Annotated in this window: 15 protein-coding genes; 10 read left to right on the top strand and 5 right to left on the bottom strand. The window is 31.3% G+C overall.

Annotation, left to right across the window (positions count from 1 at the left end; all coding sequences use genetic code 11):
• Nucleotides 1-123: 123 nt before the first annotated feature.
• From Q4Q47_RS13275 to Q4Q47_RS13255, 5 genes are all read left to right on the top strand, one after another.
• Nucleotides 124-942, top strand: a complete 819-nt coding sequence (locus tag Q4Q47_RS13275) for a hypothetical protein (protein WP_303307134.1) — start codon at nt 124-126, stop codon at nt 940-942.
• Nucleotides 943-990: 48 nt separating this feature from the next.
• On the top strand, nt 991-1,344 hold the full coding sequence (locus tag Q4Q47_RS13270) for a hypothetical protein (protein ID WP_303307133.1): 354 nt from the start codon (nt 991-993) through the stop codon (nt 1,342-1,344).
• Nucleotides 1,345-1,666: 322 nt separating this feature from the next.
• Nucleotides 1,667-2,014, top strand: a complete 348-nt coding sequence (locus Q4Q47_RS13265) for a YciI family protein (RefSeq protein WP_303307132.1) — start codon at nt 1,667-1,669, stop codon at nt 2,012-2,014.
• Nucleotides 2,014-3,264 carry an RNA polymerase sigma factor gene (locus tag Q4Q47_RS13260; protein ID WP_303307131.1) on the top strand — a complete coding sequence of 417 codons (1,251 nt, stop codon included), beginning with the start codon at nt 2,014-2,016 and terminating at the stop codon, nt 3,262-3,264. Before Q4Q47_RS13265 ends, Q4Q47_RS13260 begins: the two co-directional genes overlap by 1 nt.
• 134 nt (nt 3,265-3,398) lie before the next feature.
• Complete coding sequence (locus Q4Q47_RS13255; protein WP_303307130.1) at nt 3,399-4,355, top strand: tetratricopeptide repeat protein; 957 nt, start codon at nt 3,399-3,401, stop codon at nt 4,353-4,355.
• Between the two features lie 10 nt (nt 4,356-4,365).
• On the opposite strand, the gene rsmG is transcribed toward Q4Q47_RS13255, so the two are convergent.
• Entirely contained in the window at nt 4,366-4,995 is a 630-nt protein-coding gene (gene rsmG / locus Q4Q47_RS13250; protein ID WP_303307129.1) for a 16S rRNA (guanine(527)-N(7))-methyltransferase RsmG, read from the bottom strand.
• 142 nt (nt 4,996-5,137) lie between these two features.
• Here rsmG and Q4Q47_RS13245 point away from each other — a divergent pair, with 142 nt between their 5' ends.
• Both Q4Q47_RS13245 and Q4Q47_RS13240 read left to right on the top strand, forming a co-directional pair.
• Nucleotides 5,138-6,232 (top strand): fatty acid desaturase family protein, encoded by a 1,095-nt coding sequence (locus tag Q4Q47_RS13245; RefSeq protein ID WP_303307128.1) that lies wholly within the window; start codon nt 5,138-5,140, stop codon nt 6,230-6,232.
• 34 nt (nt 6,233-6,266) lie between these two features.
• Nucleotides 6,267-7,451 (top strand): pyridoxal phosphate-dependent aminotransferase, encoded by a 1,185-nt coding sequence (locus Q4Q47_RS13240; RefSeq protein WP_303307127.1) that lies wholly within the window; start codon nt 6,267-6,269, stop codon nt 7,449-7,451.
• 164 nt (nt 7,452-7,615) lie between these two features.
• Here Q4Q47_RS13240 and Q4Q47_RS13235 read toward each other — a convergent pair whose 3' ends face one another.
• Both Q4Q47_RS13235 and Q4Q47_RS13230 read right to left on the bottom strand, forming a co-directional pair.
• The gene (locus Q4Q47_RS13235; protein WP_303307126.1) at nt 7,616-7,882 is read right to left on the bottom strand and encodes a hypothetical protein; all 267 of its coding nucleotides are present in this window, start codon (nt 7,880-7,882) and stop codon (nt 7,616-7,618) included.
• A 522-nt stretch (nt 7,883-8,404) separates the two neighbouring features.
• Nucleotides 8,405-8,662: a hypothetical protein gene (locus Q4Q47_RS13230; protein WP_303307125.1), complete on the bottom strand. Its 258-nt coding sequence runs from the start codon at nt 8,660-8,662 to the stop codon at nt 8,405-8,407.
• Between the two features lie 406 nt (nt 8,663-9,068).
• Between Q4Q47_RS13230 and Q4Q47_RS13225 the strand changes: the two genes are divergently transcribed.
• The 3 genes from Q4Q47_RS13225 (at nt 9,069) to Q4Q47_RS13215 (ending at nt 11,905) form a co-directional block, all read left to right on the top strand.
• The gene (locus Q4Q47_RS13225) at nt 9,069-9,725 is read left to right on the top strand and encodes a response regulator (protein ID WP_303307124.1); all 657 of its coding nucleotides are present in this window, start codon (nt 9,069-9,071) and stop codon (nt 9,723-9,725) included.
• A 289-nt stretch (nt 9,726-10,014) separates the two neighbouring features.
• Nucleotides 10,015-11,121, top strand: coding sequence for an AraC family transcriptional regulator (locus Q4Q47_RS13220; RefSeq protein ID WP_303307123.1), 1,107 nt, complete (start codon nt 10,015-10,017; stop codon nt 11,119-11,121).
• Nucleotides 11,122-11,224: 103 nt separating this feature from the next.
• Nucleotides 11,225-11,905 carry a CPBP family intramembrane glutamic endopeptidase gene (locus tag Q4Q47_RS13215; protein ID WP_303307122.1) on the top strand — a complete coding sequence of 227 codons (681 nt, stop codon included), beginning with the start codon at nt 11,225-11,227 and terminating at the stop codon, nt 11,903-11,905.
• A 93-nt stretch (nt 11,906-11,998) separates the two neighbouring features.
• Here Q4Q47_RS13215 and Q4Q47_RS13210 read toward each other — a convergent pair whose 3' ends face one another.
• A complete protein-coding gene (locus Q4Q47_RS13210) occupies nt 11,999-13,492 on the bottom strand; it encodes a TrkH family potassium uptake protein (protein WP_303307121.1) in 1,494 nt (497 codons plus the stop codon).
• A 14-nt stretch (nt 13,493-13,506) separates the two neighbouring features.
• Complete coding sequence (trkA, locus tag Q4Q47_RS13205) at nt 13,507-14,856, bottom strand: Trk system potassium transporter TrkA (RefSeq protein ID WP_303307120.1); 1,350 nt, start codon at nt 14,854-14,856, stop codon at nt 13,507-13,509.
• Between the last annotated feature and the right edge of the window lie 116 nt (nt 14,857-14,972).

Raw genomic sequence — 14,972 nt, 5'->3', positions numbered from 1 at the left:
AACGATTTCATATCATGTCGTTGGCAGTAATTTAGACTGCAATAATATCCATTCAACATCTCTATGACCAAAGTAATTTATAGTATTCCAAAGTTTTATGATACTTATGAAGTTCATAATTCTATGTTAGATTATAAAACTCCTATAGATGAAATTAATAAATGTAGGTACTGCGGAGAAAACTCTGAACAAAAATTCAAAAGTAAAGCTCATTTAGTTCCAGAATTTGCTGGAAAAATTAACCTTTTATGTCTAAATGAATGTGATTCTTGTAATAACTTGTTTAGCGAATATGAGCGAAATTTAAAAAACTTCGGGAGTTTCAAAAATTCATTTCTGCCAATTAAAGGTAAAAATGGATTTCCTAAATATAAAGATTATGAATTTTCATTTAGAAGTGAGTTTAAAGATGAAAAAACATTAATCGCGAGTATTTTTGATAAAAAGGATTTTATAAAAATTGAACCCAATGGATTCAAACAAAAATCTGCTCCTACTCCTTTTATTCCTTTATACGTCTACAAAGCTTTAGCAAAAATGGGAGTTTCAATGTTACATCCAAACGAATTAAGTAAATTCGAAACTTTAATAAATTGGATTCAAAAAAAAGATTTAATTATTGAAACAGATTTACCTTTAACATTAGTCCTCAACAAAAAAGGAAAGCCATTAATCAAACCAATGGCAATTTTATTGAAGAAAAAAGCAAAAGTTAATTCTCCAGAATTTAGTTTTATTTTTGTTTGGGGATTTTATAGGTTTCAAATTTTCTTGCCTTATAATCCTAATGACAAAGATTTAGTGAATAACGATGTTACTTTACCTATTAGTTATGACCTTGTCTTAAAATCAGGAGAAAATGGTATTTCTTTTAATCACTTTGATATGAGTTCAATCATAAAGATAAAAACTCTAGAAGAAATTTCGTTTGGACTAAAATAATGTCAATACAGATTATTAAACTAAAGTCAACAACTTGTATAATTAATAATGGATATAGAAAAAATCGATTACATATTGCAATATTCATCTAATTTGATGTCAAGGGAAGAAAAATTAGCTTGGAGGCATTATTCAACCATAGTCAAACGTGGTAAAAATGACATATCTGAATTTTCAGATTCTCGCAGAGAAATGTTTTTGAGACAAAATTGGTTAACAGATAACCCTAATGCTTTGGAACTTTTGAAAGATGGTGCAGATGCTTTTAGAAAAAACACAGCCGAAAGAATATTAGCTGATAATGGTGAAAATATTGTATTTAATTATTGTCCCAAATGTGATAAACTGACTAGAACTCCAAGAGCGAAACAGTGTAGGTTTTGTAACTATAATTGGCATTAATTAAACTCAATTAGAGGAAACAAAAAACTACAGCCAACAGCGTGTATAGTAAATTGCTAGTTCTGTGTGTACTCGGAAAATCCTACGGATTTTCCTCTGGTTCGTTTTTTTTACTAACTTAGTTCTAGACAAAACAACTAACCATACACGAACACGTTAAACGAACATTTCATTTTCACCACTGCATATAATAATATCACGCCAAGTTTAAAAAAAAGAGATCCCTGTCTTCGCAGGAATTTATTCATTAAATTTGAAAATAATGTCCCCTTTCTTAACATAGCAAACGTCTTAAGTATATAACAATTAAAAATATATAATTATGAAAGAATTTATGATGATTTTCATTGGAGCCGATTACACCGATCTTGGTTTATCTCCGGAAGAACTTCAAAACAGAATGGGTAAATGGTTTGGATGGAATGACAAAATGGAAAAAGCCGGTGTCCTTCGTGGCGGAAATGCTTTAACGCCTACTATTCGTCGTGTTGTTGGTGCAAACAGAACTGTAACAGATCTTACTTCGGCAGAAGTTAAAGAAATTGTTGGTGGTTATTACATTGTTGAAAGCACCGATTTTGATGCGGTTCAAAAAATTGCTGAAGATTATCCTGATTATGACCTTGGAGGTACTGTAGAAATTCGTGAAATCATGGTATTTGATCGTTAATGGAAAAAAAACTTATAGACCATTTATTCCGCTATCATAGCGGAAAAATGGTCTCTGTTTTAACTCGAATCTTTGGACTTTCTCATCTTGAAATTATTGAAGATGCGATTCAGGATACTTTTATAAAAGCAAGTATTTCCTGGCGTACCAAGCAACCTGACATTCCTGAAGCATGGCTAACCCAAGCTGCTAAGAACAGGGTTTTAGATATTTTCAGGAAGCTAAAAACAGAGCAAAAACATCTTCCAAACATCAATCAAGGAACGAACACAATTGCTATAAACGAACTCTTCCTGGACACCGAAATTGAAGATGCACAACTTCGCATGATCTTTACAGCTTGTCATCCAAAATTAGATCCCAGAGATCGCATTTCATTTGCATTGAAAACAGTTTCCGGGTTCAGTATTAAAGAAATCGCTTCTGCCCTGTTAACTAAAGAAGACAGCATAAAGAAAAGGTTAACTCGCGCTCGTAAAGCCATACAACAATCCCAATTAAAATTCCAAATCCCACGAGGAAAACTATTACCTCAACGATTAGAAAGCGTCATGGAAGTGCTATACCTTATTTTTAATGAGGGATTTCATTCCAATAAAGAAGAAACACTTGTACGCAAAGAACTGTGCGGAGAAGCCATGCGTTTATGCAAAATGCTTCTAAAAAACAAACACACACGCACACCTGAAGTTTACGCTTTATTTGCATTAATGTGCTTTCATTCGGCACGTATTGAAACCAAAACCAATGCTAAAAATGAACTTCTAGACCTAAAAAACCAAGATAGAAGTCAATGGCATTTTCCTTTGATAACATTAGGACACACTATGATGAATAAAGCCGTGGACGCTTCATCATTTTCCTGTTATCATTATGAAGCAGCTATAGCTGCTGAGCATTTACGTGCGGCTCGTTTTGAAGACACTAATTGGGATAAGATACTTCATTGGTATGAATGCCTTTACACCATTCAACCCATGCCAACACATTTATTAACGATGGCTGTTGTTTGTTTACAAAATAAAGACAACAAAATGGCTAAAAAGTATCTTAATCAAATTAAACCCGAAGATTTTGTACAAAGAGCATACTTGTATTATGGAACTTTGTCTGATTACTATTATGCCACAAACAATCTCCCTGAAGCTATTAAACATATTGACTATGCTATAAAGGCTGTCAATAACAAGTTTGAAAAAAGCTATTTACAAAAAAAGAAATCGAATTTATTATTGGCTAAAAATCAATAAAAAAGGATTCATTTTTGGTTACTTACCATGATACTTATCAATCATTAATACTTAAAAAATAAAAACTAACGTTATATATAAAATATTACTAACTTTATTGTTTACAATAGCACCCTAAAACACTTGCTCATAGCATGAAAAAAGTCATCCTAATAACATTAGTATTATTGCCTATATTAACTTTTTCACAAGCCAATAAGTTTTTTAGGAAAGCTATAAGAGAAACCGATTTAAATGAAAAGATAAATCTTTTCACTAAAGCTTTAGAATTAGATTCTAAAAATCTTGATGCTTATTTTTATCGAGGTATAGCAAAAAACGATTTAGGAGATTACCATGGCGCCATCGTTGATTATTCTAAGATAATTGTATTGAATCCCGATGCCGACACCTACTATAATAGAGGTAATTCCAGATATAGCTTAAAAGATTTTGTTGGTGCTAAGAGTGATTATGGTAAAGCTTATGAGATAGATTCCACCTTTATTGATGCATTGTATAGTCTTGGCTGTGTAAGATACGATTTAGGAGAGTATAAAGATGCTGTAAAAGATTTTAGTAAGATTATTAAAGCTGTGCCTAGACAATCAAAAACATATATATTAAGAGCTTCCGCATATAAAGCCTTAGAAGAATACAAAAAAGCGTTAAAAGATTATTCTCTGGCCATTTTAGCAGAACCGAGTGCTCATAACTTTTACAATAGAGGCGTGTTTTATATGGATCTTAATTCCTATCAAAAAGCTAGCACCGATTTATCGACCGCATTAAGAATTAATAGAAATAATACTTTTGCATACTTTTATAGAGGTACATCTTATTTGTTATTAGGCAAATATAATAACGCCATTTCTGATTTTTCTACAGCATTGAAGTTCGATGCTACAGATTTTGATGCGCTTCTTGGCCTGGCATTAACCTATTACAAAATGGGTGACATCTCCAATGCCAAATTGAATTTACAAAAAGCAAAGTCGATAGTATCTCCGGAAAAAAATATTGAAACGCTCGATTTATTTACTAACACCTACTGGTTTCAAAATCAGTACTACTATTTTAATAATAACATGAATCTTTTATTAAAATTGTAATACTTTATTGTTACCCTCTAAACTTTAGTGGCAAGTGCACCACTTTCTTAGTTTCAAAAAAATCTTCCGTATAAAAATCGCTTAAGTTATATATCGTTGCTGTTCTATAATCCTGAAGTTCTTCACTCAAATCCCCTCCCTTTAAGTATAAAATACCATTTTTAAGATCATGCTTTTGTTCTTTGGCAATCTTACCTTTTATCCAATGTACAAAAGTTGGCATGGCGGCCACCGCACGACTTACAATAAAATCGTATGTCCCTTTAATTTCTTCAACACGACTATGTGTCGTTTTTATATTAGTTAATCCCAAACCTACAACAACCTCATCTACAACTTTTAATTTTTTGGCAATACTATCGACCAAATGAAAAGAACATTCCGGAAACAGGATAGCCAAAGGAACCCCTGGAAATCCGCCACCAGTTCCAACATCAAGAATTTTACTTCCCGCTTTAAACTTTAAAACCTTTGCTATAGCCAAAGAATGCAATACATGACGCAAATAAAGCTCATCAATATCTTTACGAGACACCACATTTATTTTCAAATTCCAGTCTTGATAAAGCGTTTCCAACTTTTTAAACTGTGAAATCTGGTCTTCAGTTAGCTCTGTGAAATATTTTAAAATAAGCTCCATAAGTGTTAAATTTTCAACAAAAATATACTTTTTCTATGCATATTTTTACAAAAAAACGTTATTACTTAAGTTGGTTTATACTTATCTTTGCTCGGTATATAACAATTGGAATTTATTCCTTCTTATATTTTAAATTAATAGCATGAATAAACAAGCACTAACCTTTTCAAGAACTGATCCGGCTAAGTTTTTCAAAACGCTAAACAAGCGTGTTAATGACTACTTTAAGGACAACAATATAAAACGCACTGGAAACTGGAAATTATACACTAAAGCGATCGTTATGTTTTCGCTACTTATCGTACCTGTTGTATTGATTTTCACAGTTGATCTACCAGCATGGGTACAAGTTATTTTTATGATGATCGTAGGCGTAGGTATGGCAGGTGTCGGTATGAATGTCATGCACGATGCAAATCACGGCTCTTTTTCAAGCAAGAAATGGGTTAATAAATTAATGGGAAGCAGCATTTATATTTTAGCTGGTAATGACTATAACTGGAAAGTGCAGCATAACGTTTTACATCATACTTACACGAACATACAAGGGCATGATGAAGATATTGATGCAGGTAGAATTATACGTTTTTCAAAGCATACTAAATGGCTTAAAATTCATAAATACCAAAAATATTATGCCTTCTTTTTATATGGTTTATTGACCGTAAACTGGGCGATCACAACAGATTTTAAGCAAACATTTGTATACTTAAAAAGGAAACTATCTTATGGTAAATTCCCTAACCCTGCAACGCAATGGACTAAATTGATTATTGGTAAAGTCTTATATTATACTATTTGGGTTGTTTTACCATTAGTTTTAGGCTTTGCCTGGTGGCAAGTTTTAATAGGATTTTTTATCATGCACTATACAGCTGGAATCATTCTAAGTGTTATTTTTCAATTGGCACACGTGATGCCTAATACAGAAATGCCTTTACCTGATGAAAATGGCAATATGAAAAACACCTGGGCTATTCATCAATTATTTACAACGTCAAACTTTTCACCTAAAAGTTGGATAGTAGAATTCTATACCGGTGGATTAAATCGTCAAGTTGAACATCACTTATTTGCACAAATTAGTCATATTCATTACAACAGAATAGCAAAGATCGTTAAAGAAACTGCGAAAGAGTTTAGCTTACCATATAACGAGTATGACACTATTTGGAAAGCTATTTATGAGCATTACAACCAACTAAAAATATTAGGAAAAAAACCTAGTTTAGCCTAAAACTCACATTTTATTACAACACAACATATAACAAATGAATTTATTATCAGATAGAATTTTAAACATGTCTACATCTGCCACTTTAGCTATGGCAGCAAAAGCAAGGGAACTTAGAGGTGAAGGCAAAGATATTATTGGCTTAAGTCTTGGAGAGCCAGACTTTAATACTCCAGATTTTATTAAAGACGCTGCTATCCAAGCTATAAATGATAATTACAATTCGTACTCTCCTGTTGATGGATATGTAGAATTAAAACAAGCTGTTATTACTAAATTTAAACGTGATAACAACTTAACCTATACTTTACCACAAATAGTTGTTTCAACAGGTGCTAAACAATGTTTAGCAAATATCGCTGCTGTAATGCTTAACAAGGGAGATGAAGTCCTTTTACCTTGTCCTTATTGGGTTAGTTATTCTGATATCGTTAAATTGAATGATGGTGTTCCTGTAGAGGTTAAAACATCTATTGATACTGACTTTAAAATGACACCAGAGCAACTTGAAGCGGCTATCACACCGAACACCAAAATGATGTGGTTTAGCTCTCCTTGTAACCCAAGTGGTTCTGTATATAGTAAAGAAGAATTAAGAGCTCTGGCAGATGTATTGGTTAAATACCCTAACATATATGTCGTTTCTGATGAAATATACGAGCATATAAACTATGTTGGCGGACATGCAAGTATGGCTGAGTTTGATGACATGTACGATCGTACTATTACTGTAAATGGTGTTTCTAAAGCCTTTGCTATGACGGGATGGCGTATCGGGTTTATTGGCGCTCCAGAAAAAATAGCACGTGCTTGTAATAAAATGCAAGGCCAAATTACAAGTGGAGCCAACTGTATTGCGCAGCAATCTGTAATTACTGCCCTTAACGCATCTCCTACTGAAGTGCAATATATGATCGATGAATTTAAAGTTCGTCGCGATTTAGTACTTCGTTTATTAGATGATATTGAAGGGTTTAATTCAAACACTCCAGAAGGTGCTTTTTACGTATTTCCAGATGTTTCTTTTTACTTTGGTAAAACATTAAGAGGTAAAACAATAAATAATGCTACAGATTTTTCTTTATACTTATTAGAAGAAGCGCTAGTTGCAACCGTAACAGGTGATGCTTTTGGTAACCCTAATTGTATTCGTATTTCTTATGCGGCGTCTCAAGAACAAATTATTGAAGCGATTAAAAGAATAAAAGAAGTTGTAAGCTAAGATAAAAAGCTAACAAATCTATAAATATTATAAGAACAGTCTAAAAAGTGTCATTCAGAGCGCAGCGAAGAATCTTTTGGAGGCATAATTTTATGGTTTTCAAAAACATTAGGATTCTTCACTGTGTTCAGAATGACAAAATATGTTACTTTTTTAGACCTCTTTTAATCTGTTAAATAAAAAAGCATTAAAAGCAAAATTGAAAATAGTATCACAAATAAAAGCATCTGTTTCAACCTATCCTTTCGGTTTTCTTCGCGAAGTCTTTCTTTAATTTCTTTTAATTGCTCTGGGGTTGCTTTTGGGAAATTGAATTGTTGACTTTTAGACCAGTCAAGTCCACCTAGTGTCTTTCTAAACCTCCTTGATTTATCAAGCATAATACTTTTATTACTCTTAAGTGTACTTATCATTGATTCAGCAAACGGCATAATTTGAAATTTTAATTTATAAAAAACAGAAAAACAGATACTAAAACTGACATAAATAGACTTAGTATAATCATTTGTTTTATTCTAATTTGTTTATGCTCAACTTTAAGTTTTTCACGAATCATTTTTAATTCATGAGGTTTAGCATTGGAAGCTTTTAACTCAAACTTCTTCTGATTACTAGATAAAGTATTTTTTAGCCTCCTTCTTTTAGATAGTAGATTCCTATTACTCTTAATAGATAATATTGCAGATTGCACAGCGCCAAAGCTCATAATTTCTAAGTTTTTAAAGTGGAAAAACATTGAAATAAACACGTTCCTTATTTCAACTTTATATGCATATTGACACTCAAACAAAGACTATTTGTTGAATTCAATTCAAAAAAATAAAAGATTATTTTGAGATTAGCTCAAAAGATCATCAGTTAACAATCGTAAAAAAGCTGCTTTATATATATGTAATATATTTTGCAAAAATGTTACACTTTTTATTTAAAATATTAATTGGTATAACTAATGCTTAAGAAAAGATTGCAATAATAATAGTAGTAAACACAGACACTTTTAAAAGAGTTTCTGCACTAGAAGTGAAACCACATTGGCTGCTTTTTAAACGTTGCTTAATCCCAAAAAGAGATTGTGAAGTTATATTTTTTAAGTTTTTTCTTACTAATTTCTTGTAGTTAGAATTTAATATGCCTTCCGGCTTAACATGTTGAATATACGCATTGGACTCAGGTAACGGTTCTAAATCTTGCTCTGTTGATAATAATTCCATGATACTAATTATTTAATTGGTTTATATAATGATGACGTTTAAACCATTAAATTGTTACATTAGTATTTTACAAACTTTTATATCTAAAAACAATTAAAGATCAGATATAATACCAATAGAATTTCAAAATGGCAGTTATAAGTCTCCATTTTTTGTCAACTATTTTAAGGACAAAACCGTATTACAAAAAAAAGCCACCGATTAATCAGTGGCTTACATAATAACCTTTTGCTTAAATAATGGTAATCAATATAATAGCCCTTATTACCAACTTATAAGCAAAGTACAAATGAATACTTTTTATTTGTCAATTTATTGCGGTTTTACCACAAATTTTTAGTACATTAATAAGACTCCAGAAAACAATCTATATTTTTGAAGGTCGAACTAAAATAAACACCTCAAGATGAACAAAATCGGCATTAATCTACTTATTATTGAAGACTCTGCTATTATAGCAAATGCTTACAAAAATATATTAAGCGAGATAACGAATGTTGTCTTTAACGTAACCTTTGCTAAAAATTGCGATGAAGCTATACACAAAATTCAACGAATTAAAACACAAATAGTCCTTCTGGACCTCCAGCTTCCTATTTCAAAAAACGAACGCTTTATTTGCGGAGAAGACTTAGGCGTTTTAATAAGGAAAGAGTCGCCAGATACTAATATATTAATTTTAACATCTATTACAGATCAATCTAGAATTCAAAATATCATTAATGAAATCCATCCTGAAGGGTTTATGATTAAATCTGATATAGATGGTATTGATTTAAAAAATGCCATCCTTAACACTTTTAAAGGAAAAACATATTACAGTAAAACCATTGAGGGGTATACACGTAAAACATTTGCTAATAAAATAACCATTGATGATTTTGACAGACAAATATTATATCATTTATCAATGGGGGAAAAAACTAAAGATTTATCAAATTATATTCCCTTGTCAACTAGAGCTATTGAAGTAAGAAAAACTAAATTAAAAAACCTATTAGATACTAAAAATAATGAAAACTTCAATTTAGTAAAAGAAGCAAAAAAACTAGGTTTTATTTAGTAAAAATGATCATTATATCCTTAAATGATCTAAACAATATGCCTACATTTAGATAATCAACAAACTACTTCCTCTAGTGGTTTGATATGTGTTTTTCTCCATTAAACTGACTTTCAGAAAACACCAAACACACTCTTTCCTTTTTATATTCGAATTCGTAACTTCAAAAAAGTTAGAATCTTATTTTATTGATCTCCCATACAACAAAATCATATTTGGAGCTAAAAGGGATTTTGTATATTTATCTTATGACGAACAATACTAATCTTTCTTATAAAAAACACCATTGATGGAAGTTCTTTTTTTTATAGGAATTGTCATTTGTTTTTTTTTAGCGTTGCTTATTTTTAGTAAGAAAAAGCAAACTAAAAGTGATAGGATATTTGGGGTTTGGCAAATACTCTTAGTCATTAATTTTTCGTTACTATACATACGGCATTCTGAACTTATTCAAGAATATCCTCATTTTATAGGGTTAGATACAGGTTTTACATTGTTACATATTCCTTTTATTTTCTTCTACACTTGTGCACTTATTAAAAAACCTTTAAAGAAGATTCATTTTTCACTACACTTACTTCCTTTTGTTGTTATGACTATGACATTATTCAGCACTTTTTTTCTTCTTTCTGGAAATGAGAAATTACAATTATATAATCAACAATTGTCAGGTCAAAAACTATTTTCCGTTACAGATATGGCACTGTATCTACAATGTTTAATCTATCTACCGATATCTTATAATCTAGTTAAGAAACACTCAAGAAAAATAAAAGCCAAGTATTCAAATATTGACAAAAGAAACCTTTCTTGGATGGAAACAATTCTTATAAGCGTAAGCATTTATTTTGGTTTAAGTTTTTTATTTCATCTTTATTATATTCTTTCCGACTTTAATGATTTTCAGTTTCTTAGTAAAATTAGCATTTTAAGTTTTTGCTTACTTCAAGTTGCTTTGGCTTTTTTTGGTATTCGGTATTCTCCGGTTTTTATAGAATCTGAAATGTCTAAATTAAATGAACAATCAAAATATAAAAAAACAGGTTTAGGTAGCGATCTTGCAAAAAAACATTTTGAGGCATTATTACATTATATGACAAATGAAAAGCCTTATTTAGATTCTGAATTAACATTGGATAATCTTGCATCTCAAATTAATATTTCATCAAATCACTTATCTCAAATCATTAACCAATTCGCTCATAAAAACTTTTATACATACGTGAATGAATATAGGATTGATGAGATAGCAAGATTATTAAAAGATCCTTCCCAAAATCAATATAGCATTTTAGGGTTAGCATATGATGCTGGCTTTAAATCCAAATCCGTATTCAATGCCATGTTTAAAAAAATAAAAGGCGTCACCCCTTCCGAATTTCGAAAACGAATTTAAATAGTTTAAAATAAAGTTTTTTGACTGTGCGTATCCGCTCGGACGACACCTATAGTATTCTAAATTATGTTTGTTGAAAATTAAATAATTAAAATAAATATTTATGGATACAACAAACATTTCTAATAACAAGAAAATACAGATGCTTTTTAGAAATAATAAGCCTTTAATTATTATGTCACTTTTCCTTTTAGGAGGATTAATTGTTTTTGGGCAAATTGGATTTATTGCTTCTATTGTTTTAATGTTAGTCATACATTGGTTTAGGAAAAGCTCTATGGAAGAACTTGGTTTATCTAACCCTAAATCCTGGTTGAAAGTTATTGGGCTAGGTGTTTTATTAACTATTGTAATAATGACTATTGTATTACTATTGATTAATCCATTAATTTTCGAATTATTTCCTCCTGAAACCAAAGACCTTAGTCGTTTTAATAACATTAAAGGAAATGAAGGGTTACTTATATTAAGCATTATTGGTGCTTGGATTACTGCTGGATTTGCAGAAGAGCTTATATGGAGAGGATATGTAATGAAACAAATAGCTATCCTTTTTGGAAATAAAAGGTCGTCTTGGATTATAAGTTTATTAATAAGCTCTATAACATTTGGTTTCCTTCATTTTTATCAAGGTCCTATTGGTATTATACAAACAGGTATTGTGGGTTTATTCTTTGGAATTATTTTTATTGTTAACGGCAAGAAAAACCTTTGGATAAATATTATTGTACATGGCTTAATTGACACTATTAGTATGATAGCACTTTATATGGGAGCTGTGTAAAGCTATAATCAAAAAAACAAATTGATTTAGGAAATACTATTAATAGGTTGAATTTTTAGCGTTTAATAAATAGCATGGTCTTAAAACATCTTATCATCTATTACGCCAAAAGAAAGGTGTAATCAAAATAAGTACTGTAAAGAGTTCCAAACGACCAATAAGCATTAAAAACGAAGCCCACCATTGCGCTAAAAGAGGTAAAGCCGAATAATTATTTACAGGTCCAAAATCCCCAAGTGCAGGTCCTACGTTTCCTAAAGTGGATGCAGCTAAACCTATTGCCGATTTAAAGTCTATTTCAAACATAGAGAACCCCAAAGCACCTATAATAAAAGATAGCATATAAAGAATAAAAAAACCTAAAATATTAAATACAATATCTCCAGAAATGGCTCTTTTATTATAACGTACCGGTAGAATAGCATTTGGATGCAAAGTACGTTTAAACTCTAAAAAACCATTTTTTATCAATATCAAATGGCGCACTACTTTTACACCTCCCGAGGTACTTCCTGCCGATCCTCCTAAAAACATAAGACCAAAAAATAAAACCATTAGGAGTGGTGTCCACATGGTATAATCTGCAGTAACAAAACCTGTCGTTGTAATAATAGCCAATACTTGAAATAACGAATGTCTAAATGCACTCTCAACTTCTCCCCAAACCATAGGATGTACAATTGAAGATGCCGAGATATCTGCTCTAAAATAAATAATAACCGCTGCTATTATTGTAATAATTCCGATGAATTTGAAGTACAATTTAAACTCTTCATCATTAATTATTTTTTGGATTTTCCCTTTAAAAGCGAAATAACTTAAGACAAAGTTAGTACCCGCTAAAAACATAAATAATATAATAATATATTGGATAATAGGTTGGCCATTCCAATAAGCTATACTAGCATTTTTAGTCGAAAAACCGCCCGTAGACAAGGTACACAATGAATGGTTTATAGCATCAAAAAAAGACATGCCTGCCACACTTAGCAATAAAGTTTCAGCCGCTGTATATCCGAAGTAAATAAGCCATAAACGCTTTGCTGTATCTGTAATTCTAGGATGTAACTTATCGGCACTGGGACCAGGTGCTTCGGCTGCAAAAAGCTGCATACCTCCAATCCCTAATAATGGTAATATGGCAATAGCTAAAACGATAATTCCCATACCGCCTATCCAATGTGTTAAACTGCGCCAAAATAAAACACCTTTAGGCACTGCTTCAATATCATTTAAAATAGAGGCTCCTGTTGTAGTAAAACCAGACATGGTCTCAAAAAAAGCGTTTGTAAAATTTGGAATACTTTCGGTCAATATATATGGTAAAGTACCAGAAAGCGCCATAATTATCCAACCAAAAGAAACTACGATATAGCCTTCCCGTTTATTCATTTCTTTTTTATGATGTCTCGTAAAGATCATCGCTAAAAGACCTGCTATTAATGTAAAAAGACCTGATAAGAATAATTGAAACGTAACACCATCTTTGTAAAGTAGGCTTACAAGAGCAGATAGCAACATAAAACCGCCATTAAATAGCAGCAGCAATCCTAGGAAGTGAAAAATTATTTTATAATTTAATTTCATCTTACAAATTCATCTTAACGAAATAATTTTTCAACACCTTTTATCGATTTAAGTAGACTACAAACCACAACCCGGTCTCCTTCTTGAATTTTAAAATCTCCAAGTGCAATAACTCCTAACCCGTTTCTAATAACACCTCCTATTATAGCTGATCTTGGAAAATCAATATCCTTAATATAGTTATTACAAATAGCCGAAGTGGGTTTTACTTCAAACTCCAGTAACTCAGCATTCATATTGCTAAGTTTCGTCATAGCAACAACTTCTCCTTTTCTTATGTATCTAAAAATATTATTTGCAGCTAGTAACTTTTTATTTATTAATGTTTCAATACCAACAGAATGCGATAATTCGAAATAGTCCATGTTCTCAACCAAAGCCACTGTTTTTTCAACACCCTTTGATTTTGCTACTAAACAAGACATAATATTAGTTTCAGAATTACCTGCCACAGCTATAAAAGCATCCATTTCACTAATATTTTCTTCATCAAGCAAATCAACATTACGTCCATCACTATGAATCACTAAAACATTTGGTAAATCATCGGCAATTTCAAATGCACGTTCTTTATCCTCTTCAAAAAGTTTTACTTTATACCCTTTATCACTTAAATCTCTAGCCGATTTGTAACCAATTTGGCTGCCTCCCAAAATCATCACATTCTTTATCTCTCTGTTTGATTTTCCTGTTAGCTTACAAAGCTCTTCACCACCTCCTTCAGAAGTAACAAATACAACATTATCACCTCTTTTAAACTCCGTATCCCCTCTTGGAATGATTGTATATTGCGTACCAAAACGTTGAATTGCAATAGGAACAAAGTGTATTTCTGGGAATATTTTTGCAGCTTCTTTAACGGTCTTCCCAACAAATGAAGCCGATCTGGACAATGTTAAACCGACCATCGTAAGTGCGCCGCCTTCAAACTCATAAGTATCATTGAAAGACGTTTGCTTTAAAGATAATTTTATCTCTGCCGCAGCTAAAGCTTCTGGAGAAATTAATTCATCAATACCAAACTTAGTAAAGCCTACCTCATCTTTATAATTTATAAATTCAGTATTAGAAATTCTGGCAATAGTTCGTTTAGCCCCTAATTGCTTAGCCAATACACATACCGTAATATTAGTTGTTTCAATGGCCGTTACAGCAATAAACAAATCACAATTATTTACCCGAGCGTCTTTTAAAATAGAGATTGAAGTAGTATCTCCTTTAATAACTTTAATATCTAAATGGGCATCAGCATAAGCTAAACTCTCTTTGTCTATATCTATTAATGTTATTTCTTGAGACTCGTAAGACAATAACTTTGCTAAATGAAATCCAACTTCACCAGCGCCAGCAATGATTATTTTCATTATTCAATTATCATAAAAAGTAGAACAAATATACTATAAAATACATATTGCCACATGAGATATTATAAATATAATATTTGACATCCTATTGGTTAATGTCTATCTAAATGTTTATA

This window comes from Flavivirga spongiicola, assembly GCF_030540825.1.
GTDB classification, from domain to species: Bacteria; Bacteroidota; Bacteroidia; order Flavobacteriales; family Flavobacteriaceae; genus Flavivirga; species Flavivirga spongiicola.
This window is presented reverse-complemented; position numbering and strand designations above follow the sequence as displayed.

Bases quoted from the DNA above. Each gene is read 5' to 3' on its own strand.
- Q4Q47_RS13255 (WP_303307130.1), top strand. From the start codon at position 3,399: ATGAAAAAAGTCATCCTAATAACATTAGTATTATTGCCTATATTAACT.
- Q4Q47_RS13215 (WP_303307122.1), top strand. From the start codon at position 11,225: ATGGATACAACAAACATTTCTAATAACAAGAAAATACAGATGCTTTTT.
- Q4Q47_RS13270 (WP_303307133.1), top strand. From the start codon at position 991: ATGGATATAGAAAAAATCGATTACATATTGCAATATTCATCTAATTTG.
- Q4Q47_RS13275 (WP_303307134.1), top strand. From the start codon at position 124: ATGTTAGATTATAAAACTCCTATAGATGAAATTAATAAATGTAGGTAC.
- Q4Q47_RS13220 (WP_303307123.1), top strand. From the start codon at position 10,015: ATGGAAGTTCTTTTTTTTATAGGAATTGTCATTTGTTTTTTTTTAGCG.
- Q4Q47_RS13265 (WP_303307132.1), top strand. From the start codon at position 1,667: ATGAAAGAATTTATGATGATTTTCATTGGAGCCGATTACACCGATCTT.
- Q4Q47_RS13210 (WP_303307121.1), bottom strand. From the start codon at position 13,492: ATGAAATTAAATTATAAAATAATTTTTCACTTCCTAGGATTGCTGCTG.
- Q4Q47_RS13235 (WP_303307126.1), bottom strand. From the start codon at position 7,882: ATGCCGTTTGCTGAATCAATGATAAGTACACTTAAGAGTAATAAAAGT.
- rsmG (WP_303307129.1), bottom strand. From the start codon at position 4,995: ATGGAGCTTATTTTAAAATATTTCACAGAGCTAACTGAAGACCAGATT.
- Q4Q47_RS13260 (WP_303307131.1), top strand. From the start codon at position 2,014: ATGGAAAAAAAACTTATAGACCATTTATTCCGCTATCATAGCGGAAAA.
- Q4Q47_RS13225 (WP_303307124.1), top strand. From the start codon at position 9,069: ATGAACAAAATCGGCATTAATCTACTTATTATTGAAGACTCTGCTATT.
- Q4Q47_RS13240 (WP_303307127.1), top strand. From the start codon at position 6,267: ATGAATTTATTATCAGATAGAATTTTAAACATGTCTACATCTGCCACT.
- Q4Q47_RS13230 (WP_303307125.1), bottom strand. From the start codon at position 8,662: ATGGAATTATTATCAACAGAGCAAGATTTAGAACCGTTACCTGAGTCC.
- Q4Q47_RS13245 (WP_303307128.1), top strand. From the start codon at position 5,138: ATGAATAAACAAGCACTAACCTTTTCAAGAACTGATCCGGCTAAGTTT.
- trkA (WP_303307120.1), bottom strand. From the start codon at position 14,856: ATGAAAATAATCATTGCTGGCGCTGGTGAAGTTGGATTTCATTTAGCA.